This is a genomic window from Rhodoflexus caldus (genome assembly GCF_021206925.1).
In the GTDB taxonomy this organism is placed as follows: domain Bacteria; phylum Bacteroidota; class Bacteroidia; order Cytophagales; family Thermoflexibacteraceae; genus Rhodoflexus; species Rhodoflexus caldus.
In genome coordinates this window covers 30,872-48,265 of sequence record NZ_JAJPRF010000014.1, presented here as the reverse complement: position 1 = coordinate 48,265, position 17,394 = coordinate 30,872, and the positions used below count along the sequence as shown (strand labels likewise).

The 17,394-nt window shown below is 49.8% G+C and carries 7 protein-coding genes; 2 read left to right on the top strand and 5 right to left on the bottom strand.

Annotated elements, in window-relative coordinates:
* Nucleotides 1-219 precede the first annotated feature (219 nt).
* On the top strand, nt 220-9,963 hold the full coding sequence (locus tag NDK19_RS13575) for a CSLREA domain-containing protein (protein ID WP_250632442.1): 9,744 nt from the start codon (nt 220-222) through the stop codon (nt 9,961-9,963).
* A 163-nt stretch (nt 9,964-10,126) separates the two neighbouring features.
* Here the strand turns inward: NDK19_RS13575 and NDK19_RS13570 are convergent, their stop codons facing one another.
* From NDK19_RS13570 to NDK19_RS13550, 5 genes are all read right to left on the bottom strand, one after another.
* A complete protein-coding gene (locus NDK19_RS13570; RefSeq protein ID WP_250632441.1) occupies nt 10,127-11,644 on the bottom strand; it encodes a protein O-mannosyl-transferase family in 1,518 nt (505 codons plus the stop codon).
* On the bottom strand, nt 11,644-12,837 hold the full coding sequence (locus tag NDK19_RS13565; protein WP_250632440.1) for a glycosyltransferase: 1,194 nt from the start codon (nt 12,835-12,837) through the stop codon (nt 11,644-11,646). The genes NDK19_RS13570 and NDK19_RS13565 overlap by 1 nt, the downstream gene beginning before the upstream one ends.
* Before the next feature lie 208 nt (nt 12,838-13,045).
* Entirely contained in the window at nt 13,046-14,233 is a 1,188-nt protein-coding gene (locus NDK19_RS13560; RefSeq protein WP_250632439.1) for a glycosyltransferase family 4 protein, read from the bottom strand.
* 12 nt (nt 14,234-14,245) lie between these two features.
* Nucleotides 14,246-15,187 (bottom strand): glycosyltransferase family 2 protein, encoded by a 942-nt coding sequence (locus tag NDK19_RS13555; protein ID WP_250632438.1) that lies wholly within the window; start codon nt 15,185-15,187, stop codon nt 14,246-14,248.
* Between the two features lie 16 nt (nt 15,188-15,203).
* Nucleotides 15,204-16,325, bottom strand: a complete 1,122-nt coding sequence (locus NDK19_RS13550; protein WP_250632437.1) for a sugar transferase — start codon at nt 16,323-16,325, stop codon at nt 15,204-15,206.
* 434 nt (nt 16,326-16,759) lie between these two features.
* Here NDK19_RS13550 and NDK19_RS13545 point away from each other — a divergent pair, with 434 nt between their 5' ends.
* A complete protein-coding gene (locus NDK19_RS13545; RefSeq protein WP_250632436.1) occupies nt 16,760-17,386 on the top strand; it encodes an ABC transporter ATP-binding protein in 627 nt (208 codons plus the stop codon).
* Nucleotides 17,387-17,394 lie beyond the last annotated feature (8 nt).

Genomic DNA, 17,394 nt, shown 5'->3' with positions numbered 1-17,394 from the left:
GTAGCATTTTAAAGGTGTAATTTGTTGAAAATGAGCAATTTGCAGTAATTCTAAGAAAGTAGGAAAAGAAAGCTAAATAAAAAGAAAGCTACGAATAGCCTTTTTTAAAAGATGAATTAATTTTTAAAAACTTACTCGGGCATTTTTTCGTCCGTTATTTATCGTAAATTAGAACTGATAATCAGGTAATTAAAGCTAAAAATACTAAACGATAAAAAAATGCCGTATTATTTACAAAACGTTTTCTTTTTTAAAAAATGGTGTCGTAAAAGTTTTGCAGGCTTATTCGTACTGTTATTCTGGGCAATACAGACTTCGGCCGCAGACTATTACTGGGTGGGTGGAATCGGTGGCGTATGGAACAGCACGGCTAACTGGTCGCTTACATTAGGCGGGGCAGGCGGCGCAGGTGTCCCCGGCATTATAGACCGCGCTATTTTTGACGGCTCCGATATTTCGTCGCTGGCAGGGGTGCAAACGGGAAGCGTTACGGTTGTTTTTTCAGTTACCAATACCTCAGTCGGAGGATTGGAAATTGTCAATTTCGGCTCATCGGACAGAGTGGCCTTTACTACATCGCTTACCATACCTACTTTCTTGAACGTATTGAGTAATTTCGTTCATGCGTCGGGGCAGTCGTTGCAACTGTACGGCGGTTCAGCCCCTAATGCCGTATTTTGCTTGCGACCTGCCAATAATTTTTCAATTTTTGTGATTGAAGGCAGCATTGAGGCAACACATGTGGCAGGGCCAGCCTCGGGATATGGTAGGCTCAGTGCCTTCCGTGCGGGCAATCAAGGGTTGATAGACTTTCGCGACGGTTCAACATACATCCACAATGTCAATGGCGACAGCATTCCAGCGGCTATTTATAAACCTTTATCAACCGTATTGATTAGCGGCATCAGCGATGCCACGGAATTTGACCATTGGGGAGCCCCCGTTTTTGGTAATTTGACGTGGGATTGCAGCGGACAAAGCAGTGATTTTTTGATAGACCGCAACCTCACGCTGACATCGCTGGATATGGTTAGCACAGGTACCGGTACGCTAAATCTGGCTGCTACTGCCCCAAGACAATTGACCGTTACGGGAGATGCAAACATTGCAGGCGGTTTTTTGCGGTTGTCATCGGGGAGCGACCCGGGGCGGCTGAGAGTAGAAGGCGATTTTGTGCAATCGGACGGTACGTTGGACTTGCGGGGAAACAGCCAACTGCAAGTGCTTAACAACCTGCAACAGGTAGCAAGCACTGCCGTTATCACTGCCTCATCGGGCATTGGGCAAATCGCTTTTATCGGTGGTGCCAATGTTAATTTTACGGTAGAGAACATATCGGGCAGTGTGGGCGTTCTCATTGAAAAGAACACGCCCACAGCCGAAGTTAAGTACAGTTCGCCTCAACAGACTTTACTTTCTTCGCTCATTATAAAAGTCGGCATATGGAGTTTTTCCGCCATTTTTCCGCAGAGTCTGCGGATTAGCGGGCTGATGCAGGTAGATGCGGACGGCATCCTCGACATGCAGGGCGAAGACCACCAACTCCGATTAGACGGTGCCGTAGCGGGGCTTACAGATGCTAAGTTGCTGGTAACAACTTCCGGCTTGGGAGAAAACAGCACGATTCATTTCGGGGGAAGTTCTACGCAAATCATTCCCGCACTTTCGGTTTATCGCACGCTGGAAGTCAGCAACAGCGTCAAACTACCGGCAGGAAACATAACAACCAACGCCCTGTTCCTGAGCAGCGGCAGCATACGGTTGGGTGCAAACAACCTGATTGTAGCGGGCGGCATTGTGGCATATCCCGAAGGAGGGGTTGTACAAACCAACGGCTCGGGTCGCTGGGGCGTATTTTTCAATGCGGCAGAGCCTGCCAAAGAGTTGAGGATGGCCACAATTGTGGGTTCCCCGATTACGGTTAATGTAGGCGACATGGCCACGGCGGGCATTTACTACTTTCGGGTGATGGAGCCTGCCGCAATCGGTTTTTTCCCGCCTGCATTAACTTCCGATTATGCCAACTTTGAAATTGAGATGCAAGCGCCCACAGGTGCGGGAACTGTTGCCGTAGGTACTTTCAGCATGATTTACCCCTCGGCTTTGAATGTCGGCAATCCTGCTTTCCAACGCTTGTATGTATTTGACGGCGTATGGCAGCGCTATCCCTCTGCTGTTTTTGGCGGGTTAGATTTTTTTATGGAAGCAAGCAATATGACCATCAGCGAAACGCCTCGCAAATATGCCATTTTCAAAACGGAAGAGCTGGTGGTAAACAGCACCGCCGACACGCCCGATGCCAACCCGGGCGACGGCATTTGCGACGACGGCACGGGCAACTGCACATTGCGGGCAGCCATTGAAGAAGCCAATGCCTCCGCAGGCTTTGACCTGATTCGTTTCAATATACCCGGGGCAGGGCCTCATACCATCTTCCTCACCGACGATTTGCCCGATATTAACGAACAGGTGCTCATAGACGGCTATTCGCAACCCGGTGCTGTTCCCAACAGCAATGCCATTGGGTTACCCAATAATGCCGTTATCCAAATAGAAATCAACCGTGTAGGAGCTGCCACATCTAACGGGTTGAGGCTTGCGGCAGCGCGCATAGAAGTCCGTGGGCTTTCCATTACCAACCAAAGCGGCGCTGCCATTAACATCGGTGGTTTGGATGTATCCGATTGCAAAGTAACGGGCTGCTTCATCGGTATCAGGCCTGATAACTCATTTTTGCCTAATGCCAACGATGGCGGAATTTTCATAGGCACATTTGTAAACAGTACCATTATCGGCGACGGTACACCTGCCGGCATGAACGTGATTGAAGTACAGGAATTCGGCACGGGCGTGCTGATAAACGATGCTTACGATAACCGCATTGTTGGCAATTACATTGGCTTGGATGCAACGGGCGCCAACAGTTACAACAACTTTGGCACAGGAGTAGCCATCAGAGGGAGTTTATCTTTTGGTAACTTTATCGGCAATGGAATAGAGTCCCGCCGCAACGTAATAGCCGGTTTGGAAACAGGTGTTTTAATTGAAGGCGCAGGCACAAACAACAAAGTAATAGGCAACTACATCGGTACGAATGCGGCAGGAAATGCAGCAGTTGCCACTTCGCTTGGCATTTCGGTTGCCAATGCGGCCGACCAATTTATCGGACGCTCAAACAATACCGAAACAGGCAACCTCATCAGTGGCATCAGCGGCACAGCGATTAATTTGGGGGCTGATGCCACAGGCATCTACGTTTGGGGCAATGCCATTGGTGTGGCAGCCAATCGCATTGCCCCGTTGGGCAACTCAGGCACTGCCGTATTGATAGATGACAACAGCACTTCCAATCAGATAGGCGGCAACGATGCATGGCAAGGAAATATTATTGCCCACAACGGCGCGGGGGTTGTTATCGGCAGCCTTGGTGCAAACACCAACAACCGCATTTTGCACAACCGCATCTACAACAACACGGGCGATGGCATTGTGTTAGACGTAGGTGCGAACAATGACAAAGCTGCTCCCGCAATTAATGCCATTGCCGCTGCTGACCTTACACTTAGCGGCACAGGCACCGACGGCGACCGAATACAGATTTTCACCAATAACGGCCTACCTTCACCCAACACAGCCGAAGGCAGGCTGCTGATTGGCGAAACCATTGTCAGCGGCGGCACGTGGTCAATTCCTTTTGCGCCCGTCCCCGGCCACCGTTACACGGCAACGGCCACCGATGCTGCGGGTAATACTTCGCCGTTTTCATCGCCACAAATACTTTCATCAGGTATTTTTGTGGTGAATACGACGGCCAATACGCCCGACAGCAACCCGGGCGATGGCATTTGCGATGACGGAACGGGCAACTGCTCGCTGCGGGCAGCTGCGGAGGAAGCCAATGCTTTGCCCGGGGTGAATGCTATTTATTTTAACATTCCGGGGGCAGGGCCGCATACTATCATCGGCTCTTTTAGTTTTAGCGACCGCGTGGTGATTAACGGCTATACACAGCCCGGGGCTGCACCTGCCGTAAGCCTTTCAACCCCTGCCGATATTCGGATAGAAATTCAGGGGGCTATACAGTTTGATACGCAAACAACGCCTTTTACAAGCAGTGCAAGCTATTCGCACTTGTCGGGAGTGGCAATTGCAGGAGGGGTATTCGGTGAAATTACCATCAGTGCGGGTGTTTCCAATGTGTCTGTTAAAGGCAATTATATCGGCAGAGAGCCTGATGCCGACCTTGTAGCTACTCCTTCTGTCAGCAAAATAAACGTAGTGGGCAATAACAATACAATTGGCGGACGAAATATAGCCGAGCGCAACCTCCTTGGCGGTTCCATTACACTGCAAGGTTCAAATAATACGGTGCAAGGCAACTTTATAGCCGTAAAACCCAATGGCATTGATATAGACGCTATTCCTTCGATGAGTGCGGGCATCAGCATCAGTGGCAACGATAATGTTATTGGCGGTGCCGAGTTGGGAATGCCCAACCTGATTGGCGGTGCACAGGTAGGGGTGAGAGTATCGGGCGGAACGGGCAATAATTTCCGCAATAACCGCATTTTCTGTAACGAATTGGCGGCGGCGGAGTTAGTTGCGGGCGGCAATAATGACAAGTCGCCTCCTACTGTTACCTCATTTACCCCTAACCTGATTAATCCTTTCATGGAATTACGGGGTCGTTCCGTGCCTTTTGATACCATTACCGTTTACCGCGATAATTCCCTTACTTGTGCCTTTACGACTGCACCGCGGCAGGCAAGGGAAATCATAGCCACTACTTTAACCGATTTGGATGGCGACTGGTCGGTATCGCTGCCGGGCGTGAGCCGAGGCGATAGGTTAGTCGTATCGGCCACCGATATAGCGGACAATACATCGCCTTTTGTGCAACTGCCTGCTTTTCTGCTGTCGTTTACCAACATTCCCGACCAATTAGTATCGCCCGGCACGCTGCGGCATATACTCTCGCAGTTTTCTTTGGAAAACGTTACGCAGGGTGCGGCTGATTTACCTGACTTTACAGGAGTACTGATTCCGTTCAGAGGAACATACACCAATACCGACATCAGTCAATTTGAACTTTATCAAAATACGGCCGACAATTTCAGCACCGCTACCTTGGTTAATGCGGCATTCCCGACCAACACAGGCAGCGGCGAAGATATCAACTTCCTGATACTTTCGCCTGTGAGTATTGCCCCGGGCGATGTGCGCTATTTCTGGGTTACGGCAGACATAGCCCCGCTTGCCAACAGCGGAGAAACCGTGCGGACGGGTATTATTCGGAAAAATAATTTTGTATTTAATGGAGCGGCCTCTATTGTCGGGATTGATTCGCTGCCCGCGCAGGGCATCCAAACCGTTTGCAGCCTGCCGGTGCCAACGGCAACCGTTACCCTTGTGCCCATAATAGGCGGCACGGCAGAACTTTCGGCTACGGCTACGGGAGTCAGCAATTTCCGATGGTACGATGTGCCAACGGGCGGTACGCCTCTGGCTACTACCTCGGGGGTGTTCATTACGCCGCCCGTAATCGTCCCTGTTACGTTTTATGTAAGCTCATACGACCCTGTTTTGGCATGTGAGTCTTCGCGGGTGCCTGTTTTGGTTACACCCATCGGAGGGCTGGCGCCAACCGTGCAGGCAACAGCTGTTACGGTAACTAATATTACGCCCACTTCGGCAGAGTTAAACTGGGCAAACGGCAACGGTACGCACCGCTTAGTGATTATCACAGATGATACGTCGCCTGTTTCGCCGCCGCTCAACAATACTTCCTATACGGCCAATACCGTTTACGGCGGCAGTGGCAATCAGGTCGTATTCAATGGCAGCGGTGCAGGCCCCGTAACGGTAACAGGCCTGCTGCCTGCTGCGCAGTACACCGTTCAGGTGTTTGAGTACAACGAAAATCTGCCCAATATTACCTACAATATCAACCCCGATACAGGCAACCCCGCGAACTTTTCCACATTAGCAGCCGAGCCGCTCAACCCGCCGCTGAACCTGACGCTTACCCCCGTGAGCGGCGTACAGGTAACAGGTCTGTTTGACCCGCCTGTTACACCTGCCGATGGCTATCTGGTATTGCGCCGACTGACAGGCGACCCGCAAACGTTTCCCATTGACGGGCAGGCTTACATGCCGGGTACTGTTTATGCCGGACAAATGGTGGTTGCTTCCGGAGTTAGTTTGTCATTTAACGATATCTATGCACTTATACCACTAACCGATTATACGTATGATGTGTATGCCTACAATGGCAGCCCGCTTACGCGAAACTATCTGATAAGTGCTGTTCTATCGGGTAGTGTACAAACTTTGCCGCCTACACCCGACCCTTTGGCGCAGCCCGCCCCACTGACCATTACCAATATTACGGCCACAAGTGCCACAGGTAATGTTATCCTTACTACCGGTTGTGGTTGCAGCGGGTATCTGGCAACCATCCGTCCGCTTGGCACGTCCGAAGCACCGCCACAGGATGGGGTGGCTTATGCTGTGGGCAGCTTTATTGCACCTAATGTGCGGGTGGTTTATCGGGGCAATCTCAATACCTTTTTCATTAACAACCTGCTGCCCGATACAGAATACGTGGTTTCGGTGTATGCCCTGAACGGTACGGGAATAGCCACCAACTACCTGATAACGCCATCGCTTTTGGCACGTTTTCAAACACAGGTAAAAACGCCCGATGCCTCACCAACGGCACTTGTTTTTTCAGGCATTACCGACCGCAAAATTGAAGGTGCATTTACGCCTTCCTTTGGTGGTGCGGCAGGCTATTTAGTCATTAGAAGACCGCAGGGAAGCACGCGCATATTGCCACAAGACGGCACCAACTATGCCGTAGGTGCAACCTTGGCTCCCAACCATTGGGTGGTGGCACAGGGCAATAATTTGAGCTTTGTTGCCAACGGTTTACAACCTGCCACCGAATATGTTTTTGATGTGTATGCCTACAACGGCAACGGTACAAGACGGCTTTACCGCACCACCGACCCTTTGAGCGGAGCAGCGGCCACTCTGGCAACCGAACCCGCCGCTACGCCTGTTGATTTACGGTTTACCCGCCGTACCAAATCGGGTTTGGGTGGTGAATTTACCGAGTCGCTGCCTGCGCCTGAAAATTACCTCATCACCATCCGTTTGTCCGATACGCCGCCTTTTGTGCCCGAAGACAGTAAATCGTACAACGTGGGTGAAATTATCAACGGTGTGCGCATCATAGGCATTGACGATACGCGGCAGTTTTCGGCAGCACAACTGGAAGCCGACACGCCATACGCCGTAGATGTATATGCCTTTAACGGCAGAGGCAATACAGCCAATTATACCGCTCAGGCACTGACGGGCGTAGGCAGAACACTGCCTTTTACGCCGATACTGCAAAATATTTCCCCTACCTTTACCATTGCCGAAGGGGCAGCGACCGTGCTCACCTTATTTGGCGATGATTTCCTGCCCGGGGCTGTTGTTCGCTGGAATGGCGGCATACGGTTAGCCACAACTTTTGTCAATAGCAGGCAGTTGCAGGCAATCATTCCCCCCGAATTGACAGCCAACATTGGGACGGCACAAATTTCGGTGGCCAACAGCACCGACGTTGTCCCTGCTCCCGAATTGGTTTCCGAAAACAGGGCATTTGAAGTTCATGCAGGGCTGAATATTGGTTTTGCAGGAGTAGATGCGGGCAATATTGACCCGAATACGGATAAGCATCCGTTGTACGTAATCAGCCTGTTTGCCCGCGGACAGGCGCAGGTTTTGCAAGGCCTGCAATTGCGCACCGAAGGGACATTTACGGCGCAAGACCTGAAACCCAACGGTTTCCGCTTGTGGTTATCGTCCAATGCCTCCTATGACCCTCAGGACAGGGAATTGGCCGTCGTGCCGTCCGCAGGAGCAGGTAGTACGCTTACATTCGGCAACTTAAACCTGAATTTGCAACGCAGCACCAATCTGTTTCTCATCCTCACGGCAGATATTGCCGTGCAGGCACAGGCAGGTCGCACTATTAGGATAGGAACAGTTGCTCAGACGCAAGTAACGTTGGCGAACAATGAACTTGCCAAAATAGGTGTGAATCCACTGCCCGCGGGCGGTACACAAACCATTAACAGTGCGCAGGTAAATAACCCGATGGATATTGAGCGATTGCGCAGGCTCTACAATGCCACAGGCGGCGAAGATTGGCACGAAAAATGGAATTTTAACGACCCGCCCGGTACGTGGCGCGGCATAAAGGTAGAAAACGGCGAAGTGGTTGGCATAGACCTGAGCGGCAATAACCTCTCCGGCGATTTGGCAGCCGTTTTTGAAGCCAACATTGTGGCTTTTGGCAAGTTGCGATACCTGAACTTGTCTGGCAACCGCCTGTCGGGGTTGTTCCCCGGCTGGGTGCTGAATCTGGAAGAACTGGAATACTTAGACCTGAGCCGCAACGATTTTTCGGGAGAAGTTCCCGATGGCATCAGCCGCCTGCGAAAGTTGGTAACGCTTATTTTATCCGAAAACCGATTTGACCGATTAAGCGGGCAAATTGGCGCATTGGCAAATATGGAAGCCTTCCTATTGAACAACAATCGCTTTGCTGTTCTGCCCTTTGAATTGACTTCTCTGCAAAAACTTCGCACGCTGATTGTGCGCAATAATCAATTGGTGCACCTGCCCGATATATTTGCACCTTTGCAGCAGCTCCGCTATTTAGACGTTTCGTTTAACCTGCTGACTGCACTGCCTGCAAGCATCAGTCGCCTGACCGCGCTGGAAGTATTCCTTTTCCACAACAACGAAATCAGCGATTTGCCGCCCTTGGATGCGCTCCGCCGCTTGCAAAAACTGTATGCGTACTCCAACAAACTGGATTTTGCTGATTTACTGCCGCTGATGCCATTGTTCCGTCCGATAGACTTCATCTATGCACCGCAAGCGCGAATCGGCACGCCGCAAATTATCAACGCCGAGCAGGGCAGCAGCTTTTTGCTGGAAATCCGCACGGGAGGCGAACAAAACCGCTACCGTTGGTTGCGCAATGGCGTGCAGGTGGTTGCTACCGACAATCCCGCGCTGCCTATCAACAGCGCAACGGCTGCTCAAAGCGGTATTTACACCGTAGAAGTTACGAACCCCGAAGCACCTGCACTGACGCTGCTCAGCGCGGAATACGATGTGCGCCTGAGTTGCGGCAGCAGTGTAACAGGCATCAATACACGCCTGACGGTTTCGGGAGGGCTGAACTTCTGTGAAGGCGAAGCGATTTTTGTGCAGTTGAGCGCCGCCCGCAATCAGAACGTAGTTGAGTTGCTTTGGTTGAAAGACGGGCAGGGAATCGGCGGAGCTGCGAGCCTCAATTTCACGGCACGTGAGCCGGGCACTTATGCCGTGCGTATGCTGACCGAAGGCGGATGCACCGTTTTGTCGGAAAGTATCACCATTCGCCGCAATCCTGCTCCTGTGGTGCGCATCCGCACCGAAAACGGGCGTATGACAGCCGAAACATCGGGCGAAGTGATAAGTTACCAGTGGTTTAAAGACAACGTGCAGGTAGCCGATGCCAACCGCGCACAGTTTGAACCTTCCGAATCGGGTTTTTATCGGGTGCGCATCACCGACCGCAACGGTTGTACGGCATTTTCGGAGCCGGAAGGGTTTAATGTAACTGCGCTGCCTACCGAGCCTGTATGGGCACACGAGTTGCGCATATATCCAAACCCTTCGGCAGGCGGTGTCTTTCAGGTGAAGTTCCCTGTGACGATGTTGCGACAAAGCAACGCAGCGCATACCTTGCGCATCACCGATTTGCAGGGCAGGCTCATTGCCGCTCATTCGCTCACGGCCAATGACTTGCTGTTCGGCGCGCAGTTGAATCTGGAAGCACAGGTTTCGGGTGTTTACCTGTTGCAGATAGAAACATCGGAAGGCGTAATCGTCAGGAAGTTGGTGAAGAAGTAATGTTTGCTAAGTAACTGAGCAGTTTAAAACCCGTTTATCTAAATCCGCTGACCGGGCTTTCAGCCGCCGGCAGGGACTCTGTCAGCGGACAAAGTCCCTGCCGGCAGTTTAATAATCGAAAGAAAAGAACGCAGTAAATTGCTCACTTGCTTAACGGCGCGTGCTAACGGCGAACTTCATACAAATATCCCTTGCAGTTGCCTGTCGGCTGATATCCTTTGCGGTTGAGGTTGCTTGCGTCCGTCAGCAGGAAAATCCGCCCGTCGCTTCTGACCGTATCGGTAACGGCATAGGGCGATTCATAAAAAACAGATGAAGCCAGCACCTTGGCGGGTGTGTAATAGGCAAGTTTTTTTTGCGTAACAATAGCACCGTGTACCACAATCACATCTCCTTTTCGGGCGTTTTGCATCAGCCATTTCTGTTGGCAATGCAGCCATTCGGTATCGGGTGAATATATCATGCCGAATCCGCCCAAGAGGTTGTGGAAAAAAACGGTTGCCACAAATGCGGCAGGAAGCAAAGGTTGTGTGGCCAGCGGTTTAAAAATAAAGACGCTTACCAGATAGGCAATGGGCAACAGCAGCGGAACAAACGGCTCGGGCGAGAAGGAATCTAACTGTACAATGAGTAATGCCGTATAGGTCAGCAGCCAGCCGATGACAATCAGGTTAGGTGTTTGGATGAAATCGCGGAGCGTTTGCCTGCCGATGCTGCGTGCCAATAAGACAATGAAAATTACTGTGCAGCCTGCCAGCGTAATCAAAGCAGCATTAATTGTCGCGGGAAACTGCGAGGCCGCAAAAATTTCATCCTGCAAATATTGCCCTTGAAACGATGCTTGTAAAAATCGCTGAACGGCAGGAAATCCGTACATAAAATTAGGGGCAAGCAACAAACTACCCATCACGGCGGCAATTTTAACCGCGCTCCAAGCCGCGCGATGCGGAGAGTGCGTAGCGGTGAGTAGGTATTGCAGAAAATTTTTTTGCTCTTCGTTGTTCAGTTGATACACCTGATAGTAGCCCGCAACAACTATCAGCGCTGCCAGCGCACCCGTGCCGACGGTAAGCAGGCGATTTTCCTTGCGCGTAAATAGCAGCAATAACAGAAACCCGACGGGAATCATGTTAGGTTTGTAGATAAGTACGGCAACTCCCGCGAGCAGCGCCATAAGAGCGGCTACAGGCAGCGAAAGACCTTGGTTTACCGAGCGCATGGCCAGATAGAACAGCGCAGTAACCGCTAAAATGGCAGGCAGATATACTTCGGCTTCCACTGCATAGCGCCAGAAGTGGTAAGAAACAGCAAGCAGCCCTGTGCCTAACAATGCGGTCGGTCGGTTCATGCCGCCTTGCCGATGCAGCAGCCGATAAAAAATGAGCAGCGTCAGCACGGCACAAACCGCACTGATGCGGCACATGAGCAAGTAAGCATCCGTTGTCGGGGCTATCTGCCTGACAAGCGAAAATATGCCGTGCGCCGAAGAAAGGAACAGTACAAATTTCAGGTCGTACAGTTCGGTAGTTATCGGGCTTTCCTGCGCCACAATGCGGGCATACATGTAGCCGTCATCACTTTCCGAGCGATTGGCCGGAAAGCTCAGGTGATAGCCTGCAAACAGCACAACACCGATGAGTAGTTGCATCAGCCATTTCATGCGGCAGCGTAAAAAATTCATCAAGCCTGATAATTTTTAGGCGTATGGATAAACTGTTGCTGTTTTTTGAAGGCGGGAACGGTTGCCAACAACATGCGCAACACTACGCCCGGCAGCGTCATAACAGCACTTGCAAATTCCTTGTTGTAAAAATAAGCAGGCAAGGCAATAATTTGTGCCGCCGCATAGCTTATTGCGGCAATCGCGTAAAAAGAAACGCCGAGCATTGGCGATAAAGCCATCCATTGGCCAATCAAAGTAAGCAATAATCCTTTTACAAAAAGCATTACAAAAAGGCTGCGCGGCAGCACTAAATACTGCAAACTGATATTGAAGTAGTCTATATTGCCAATCGGGTGGCGCAAACCTTTGAAAAAGTGTTTGCCGAAATAGTGGAAATAGGCGTGCAGCCAGCGAGTGCGTTGTTTTTGCAGCACCTGCCGATTCTGTACTTTTTCGTCATATACCCGCACATCGCCCAAAAACTCTGTTTTCATTTGGTCTTGTAGCAAAGCAAAGGCTATTTCACGGTCTTCGCCTACGCTTTCGGCAATGTCGGTTGTGAGGAATAATTGTTTAAACCACGCATAGTCAAAGCCCATGCCCGAGCCGATGAGTGCCGAGGAAAGCCCCAGCGAGCGATGTCCTTCCCTGTAAATGCAGTTGTTGATTTCTTCGCTTGCCGCATCTAACCAAGCAGTGGCTGTATTAAGATTTTTCGCCACGCGGCGGCATTGAACGGCCCTGAAACCTGCCTGAAAACAATCATTGACCCTTCGGAGGCAGTGGTTTTCCATCACATTGTCCGCATCTAATATGAAAGCGATATCGTATGTGTCGGGCAGTCTGCGCAAGGTTGCCTGAATGGCGCGGGCTTTTGTGCTGACAGGAAAAGAAACTTCTTCCACGCGCACGGGCAATTGGTGTAAGCGTTTCAGCGTATCGGTCTGCAACGAATCGGCAATGATGACCACATCGTATTTATCGGCGGGGTAGTCCTGTTGCAGGGCTTTTTGTGCGGTTTGTACAATAATGCCGTCTTCCCTGTAGGCAGGAATCAGCACTGCAATTTTTCTTTGCCGCACACAGGTTTCAGGCACGGACTTGCGGCGAATCAGCCTGCCGGCCAGCGCAAAAATCAGCAAATAAGCAGCGTTGAAAGCTACCCATGCCCCAATGACGACAAGCAAGACGTTGAAAACAGTAATAACCATAGGTCGTGGTTTGTGGACAATGGCAAGTAACAAATAAAGCCCTGTTTACCGAAGTTTTCCCGCAGCAAACGGAAGGTATGCACAAACCTGACAGGCCTCTAAAACCTGTCAGATTTAAGTTAAATACGTGTTTTTCAATAATTTACACAAAGTGTTTTTTGCAAACTACTTGCGCTTTTGTATAAACCGATTTTTTTATGAGCAAGTATCACTCACGCATGGCGAGCACTTCTTCATAAACGGCTGCCGTGCGGTCTGCCATTGCCTGCGCACTGAATCGCTTTTCTACGGTTCGGCGCGCTTCTTTGCCCAATTTTCGGCACATTGCGTCATCGTGCAGCAGATACAGCAGCGCATTGGCAAGTGCATCTACCGATTCGGGTGCTATCAGCAGCCCGTTTTGTTCATTTTGCAGCACGTTGCAAGTGCCGTCTACGGCAGTAGCCACACAAGGCAGTTGCATAGCCATCGCTTCCAGCAGTGCAATGGGCAGCCCTTCCCAAAGCGAAGGCAGGCAGTAGGCATTGCAGGCAGCCAGCAGCTCGGGTACGTCGGTGCGGAAACCTTGCAGGCAGACCTTTTTTTGCAGCAATTCCGAATGGTTGATGACATTTTCAACATCGGGGCGCAGTTCGCCGTCGCCTACCATGAGCAGATGCAGTTTGCTTTCCATGCCGCCGCTTTTTTGTACGGCCTTTTCAAAAGCATGTAACATCAGCAGCGGCTGTTTTTGTTTGGTCAGTCGTGCCACAAACCCGATGACAAAAGCATCTGCCGGAATGCCAAGTGAAGGGCGCAAATCAACTTTTATGTTGTTGAGGTTGAATCGTTCTGTATCAACACCGTTGGGAATAGTAACCGAGTGAAAATCGGTTGAAAGTTGTTGCCCTGTCAGGTGATTGGCTGCCGAAACAGTAATTACTTGCTGTGCAGCTTTGCAGAAAAACACTTCGGCCATTCGCCGTGCATGATAAACGGGGAATGATTGGTCAGAGTGAAACGACCAGCCGTGAACGGTATAGACCAAAGGTATGCCCAACTGCCGTGCAGGCAGCAGCAGATTGCTGAACGCCCGCGTACCGTGAACATGTACCAAATCAATCTGTTGGGATTTGAGCAGGTTGCGCACCTGTCTGCCTGTGGACAAATCAAAAGCGTTTGTACTTTCAATCACATAGACTTTGTAGCCCATTTTCCGCAGCCTGTCCACCATTGCACCCGGCGAAAAGGCAAGAATAACCGACTCATAATCAGATTTATTCAGATGAGTTACCAAGTCTATGATATGGCTTTCGCCGCCGCCGATGCTGCCCTGACGGATGGCGTGGAGTACCCTTACGGTTTTTTTGTGAGTAAGCGGAGCAATGGTAGCGGATGTAAGCGCAGAAGTTTGCATAGTGTTATGAGTTTAGTGAATAGCAGGCTGTAAGTTTGTCGTAATGGTTTTTCGGGGTATGATGTTTTGCATGCCATAATCGCGAATGGCGCTGAAAAAGGCCTGTAAATGCTCCGATTGCCGTTGCAGCAGGTAGCGCACAACCGTTACGGGTATAGTTGCACAAATGAAATACAGCATAAAAACGGCAAAAGCCCATTTCCCTGTGTTGCGCTGCATATACAGCAGGCGGTTGCGCGTCAGGTAAAAGGTTTTCAACGGACTGTTTTTGCCCGTACTCATGGAGGCTTTGTGGTAGATAACGGTTTGAGGCCGATAGTAAATCCGATAGCCGGATTTCAGAATACGCGCACTCCAATCCATTTCTTCATAATACAGAAAAAACGGTTCATACATCATTCCTACTTTTTCAACAACCTTGCGGCTGAGCATCATGGCTGCCCCGTGCATGAACCGAGTGGTAGAGGGGTTGTCGTATTGCCCCTTGTCCTCTTCGCCGTCGCCAATAGCAAATCCTCTGCCCGTCAGCGGGTGAATAGCCCCGTAGCCGGCATATTGTATAATATTCGGATGAAAGAAATAGCGAATTTTGGGCGAAACGGCACCTGTTTTTGCGTCTTCTGCAAAGGGTGCCAATAGTTGCTCTATCAAATCCGCATTTTCGGGTTTAATCTCCGTATCGTTATTAACATTGAAGAAGAAATCGCCGCGTGCTGCTTTCATGCCTAAGTTATGCCCGCCGGCAAAGCCCAGATTTTCTGCCGCGCGAATAACCCGTACCTCGGGAAAATGCACCCGAATGGTGCTTGTGGGGTCTTCCTGCGATGCATTATCTACAATAATGACTTCGTAGTTCGGATAGCTCAAATGCGACAACGAACGCAGAAAGTCCAGCGTCATTTCGGTTTGGTTGTAGTTAATGGCAATGATGGATACCAGAGGGTTCGTTTCCATACATCCTTGAAGTTTGTTATACGTCTTCTTTTTGCCGCAAAGCAGGCAGCGTACGCAAAATCAGCTTCATGTCTTCCATAAAAGAGTTGTCGGTTGCATAGCGGATATCGAGGCTGATGCGTTCTTCTACGGACATGTCGCTTTTGCCGCGTTTGCTTACTTGCCAAAGGCCGGTCAGCCCGGCAGGCGCATGAAAGCGCATTGCCCAGCGGTCTTGTGTGAGGGTTTTGGCTTCGTAGAGCGGCAGCGGGCGGTTGCCTACAATAGACATATCGCCTTTGAGAATATTCCAAAGTTGCGGCAACTCATCCAAACTGGTGTTGCGCAGCCATTGCCCGAATCGCGTAACGCGCGGGTCATTTTTGATTTTAACGAATTTGGCTTTTTTGCCCGAATTGTCGGTATCGTACTGGTTCAGGGTGCTGAGTTTTTCCAACTCTTGGTCTGCACCCACGCGCATGGTTCGGAATTTGTAAAAATCAAACACTTTATAGCCCGTTCCCACGCGTTTGGAAACGTAAAATATCGGTGCGCCGGGTTCTTGCAACTTAATAATAGCTGCAATAACGGCTAAAAAAGGCGACAACAGCAAAAGCGCCATGCTTGCCGCCACAATGTCAAAACTGCGTTTCAAAAAGTATTTGAATCGGTCTTTCAACAAAGGGTTTTCTTCGGCAGGCTCTTCCTCCATAATATCCGATTTAGCTTGGATAGACTTAAACTTTTTAAGGAAACGAATCCTCAAATCCAACTTTTGCGGGTCAAGATTTAGGTCGTAAACATCATCGGCATCTACTATAATAGCTTTTTGGCGTGCCTGATTGTCTAACTTATCTGATAGTAAGATAAAAGGGATTTCACGCAATTTTTCTGCTTTGCGCAGATGCTCCTGAAAAGCCTTAATCTCATCTACACTCATGGTTTGGTCGCAGATAATGGCATCAGGCAAAAACTGCCCGCTTTCCAGCCGATGCATCAGCCACTCGACCGCACGCATCCAATACTCGAACGTAAGCCCTGCATACCCCGCCTGCACCATCTTTGTACAAATATGAATGGCATTTTCGCCAACATATAACAGATTAGGAATGGAAAGTTTGTAGATATCGGCAGGGGTAGTTGAAAAAATCGAATTCATGGAAACTATTCTGCCCCAGTTATGTTCAGTAGAAGTGTCCATAGTGAATATCTTAATAAGTTTAGTGATGTCCCAAAGTAACCAAAAAGAACTTTTAATATCAAATTATTACAATAATTTGTTTACGTAATGTTTTTGGTAAAAATTATACATTTTTTCGCTATTTTAGGCTTTTTTATTGGATAAATACAATAAATACTTTGAAAATGAATGTAATTAATAGGATGATTTTTATCCTTTTTTCGTAAAAAGCCATTAAAAAAATTTGTTTTGGTTGAAAAAAATAAGTTAAACTATACTCTTTCGGGAATATGCAGTCGGTTGGTGTTTTTTTAAAAAGGCTTAAAAAATGTCAAACAATAGCCCTGCAACACCTTCCGGCGAGGGATTGTGGCAATAAACACAGAATTTTGCCTGTAAGGCATTTTAAGCACATGATTGATATCACAGAGTTGTCCGTTACATTTTCCGAAGGAAAAAAACTCCGTTTTGCGCCTTGGCAACTGGCGCAGGGTGAGGTAAGCCTGCTTATAGGCGGGTCGGGCAGCGGCAAAACAACACTGATACACCTGCTTGCCGGCTTGCGCCGAGCTTCTGCGGGTAGCATCGTCATTGCCAATGTAAACCTTTCTCAACTGCCCCAATCGGAGGCCGACCGGTTTAGGGGGCAGCACATCGGGCTGATTTTTCAGCAACCGCACCTGTTGCCTTCGCTGACCGTTACGCAAAATCTGGCTGCTGCACAATACTTTGCCGGTTTGCCTACCGACAACAAACGCATAGCCGGAGTACTGGCAGAGTTAAATTTAAGCCATCGCGCGCATGCATTCCCGCATCAGATGAGCCAAGGAGAACAACAGCGAGCCGCTATTGCACGTGCTATGCTGAATCAGCCAAAGGTGATTTTGGCCGATGAGCCGACCGCCAGTTTGGACGACGACAACTGCCGTGCCGTGGCCAACCTGTTGCTTTCGCAGGCTGCCCAATACAATGCCACGCTCGTAATTGCCACACACGACGGGAGACTGAAAGACCTCATTCCGCAACATCACCGTTTATAGTCCTTGTT

Bases quoted from the DNA above. Each gene is read 5' to 3' on its own strand.
- NDK19_RS13565 (WP_250632440.1), bottom strand. From the start codon at position 12,837: ATGGTTATTACTGTTTTCAACGTCTTGCTTGTCGTCATTGGGGCATGG.
- NDK19_RS13555 (WP_250632438.1), bottom strand. From the start codon at position 15,187: ATGGAAACGAACCCTCTGGTATCCATCATTGCCATTAACTACAACCAA.
- NDK19_RS13575 (WP_250632442.1), top strand. From the start codon at position 220: ATGCCGTATTATTTACAAAACGTTTTCTTTTTTAAAAAATGGTGTCGT.
- NDK19_RS13570 (WP_250632441.1), bottom strand. From the start codon at position 11,644: ATGAATTTTTTACGCTGCCGCATGAAATGGCTGATGCAACTACTCATC.
- NDK19_RS13550 (WP_250632437.1), bottom strand. From the start codon at position 16,325: ATGAATTCGATTTTTTCAACTACCCCTGCCGATATCTACAAACTTTCC.
- NDK19_RS13545 (WP_250632436.1), top strand. From the start codon at position 16,760: ATGATTGATATCACAGAGTTGTCCGTTACATTTTCCGAAGGAAAAAAA.
- NDK19_RS13560 (WP_250632439.1), bottom strand. From the start codon at position 14,233: ATGCAAACTTCTGCGCTTACATCCGCTACCATTGCTCCGCTTACTCAC.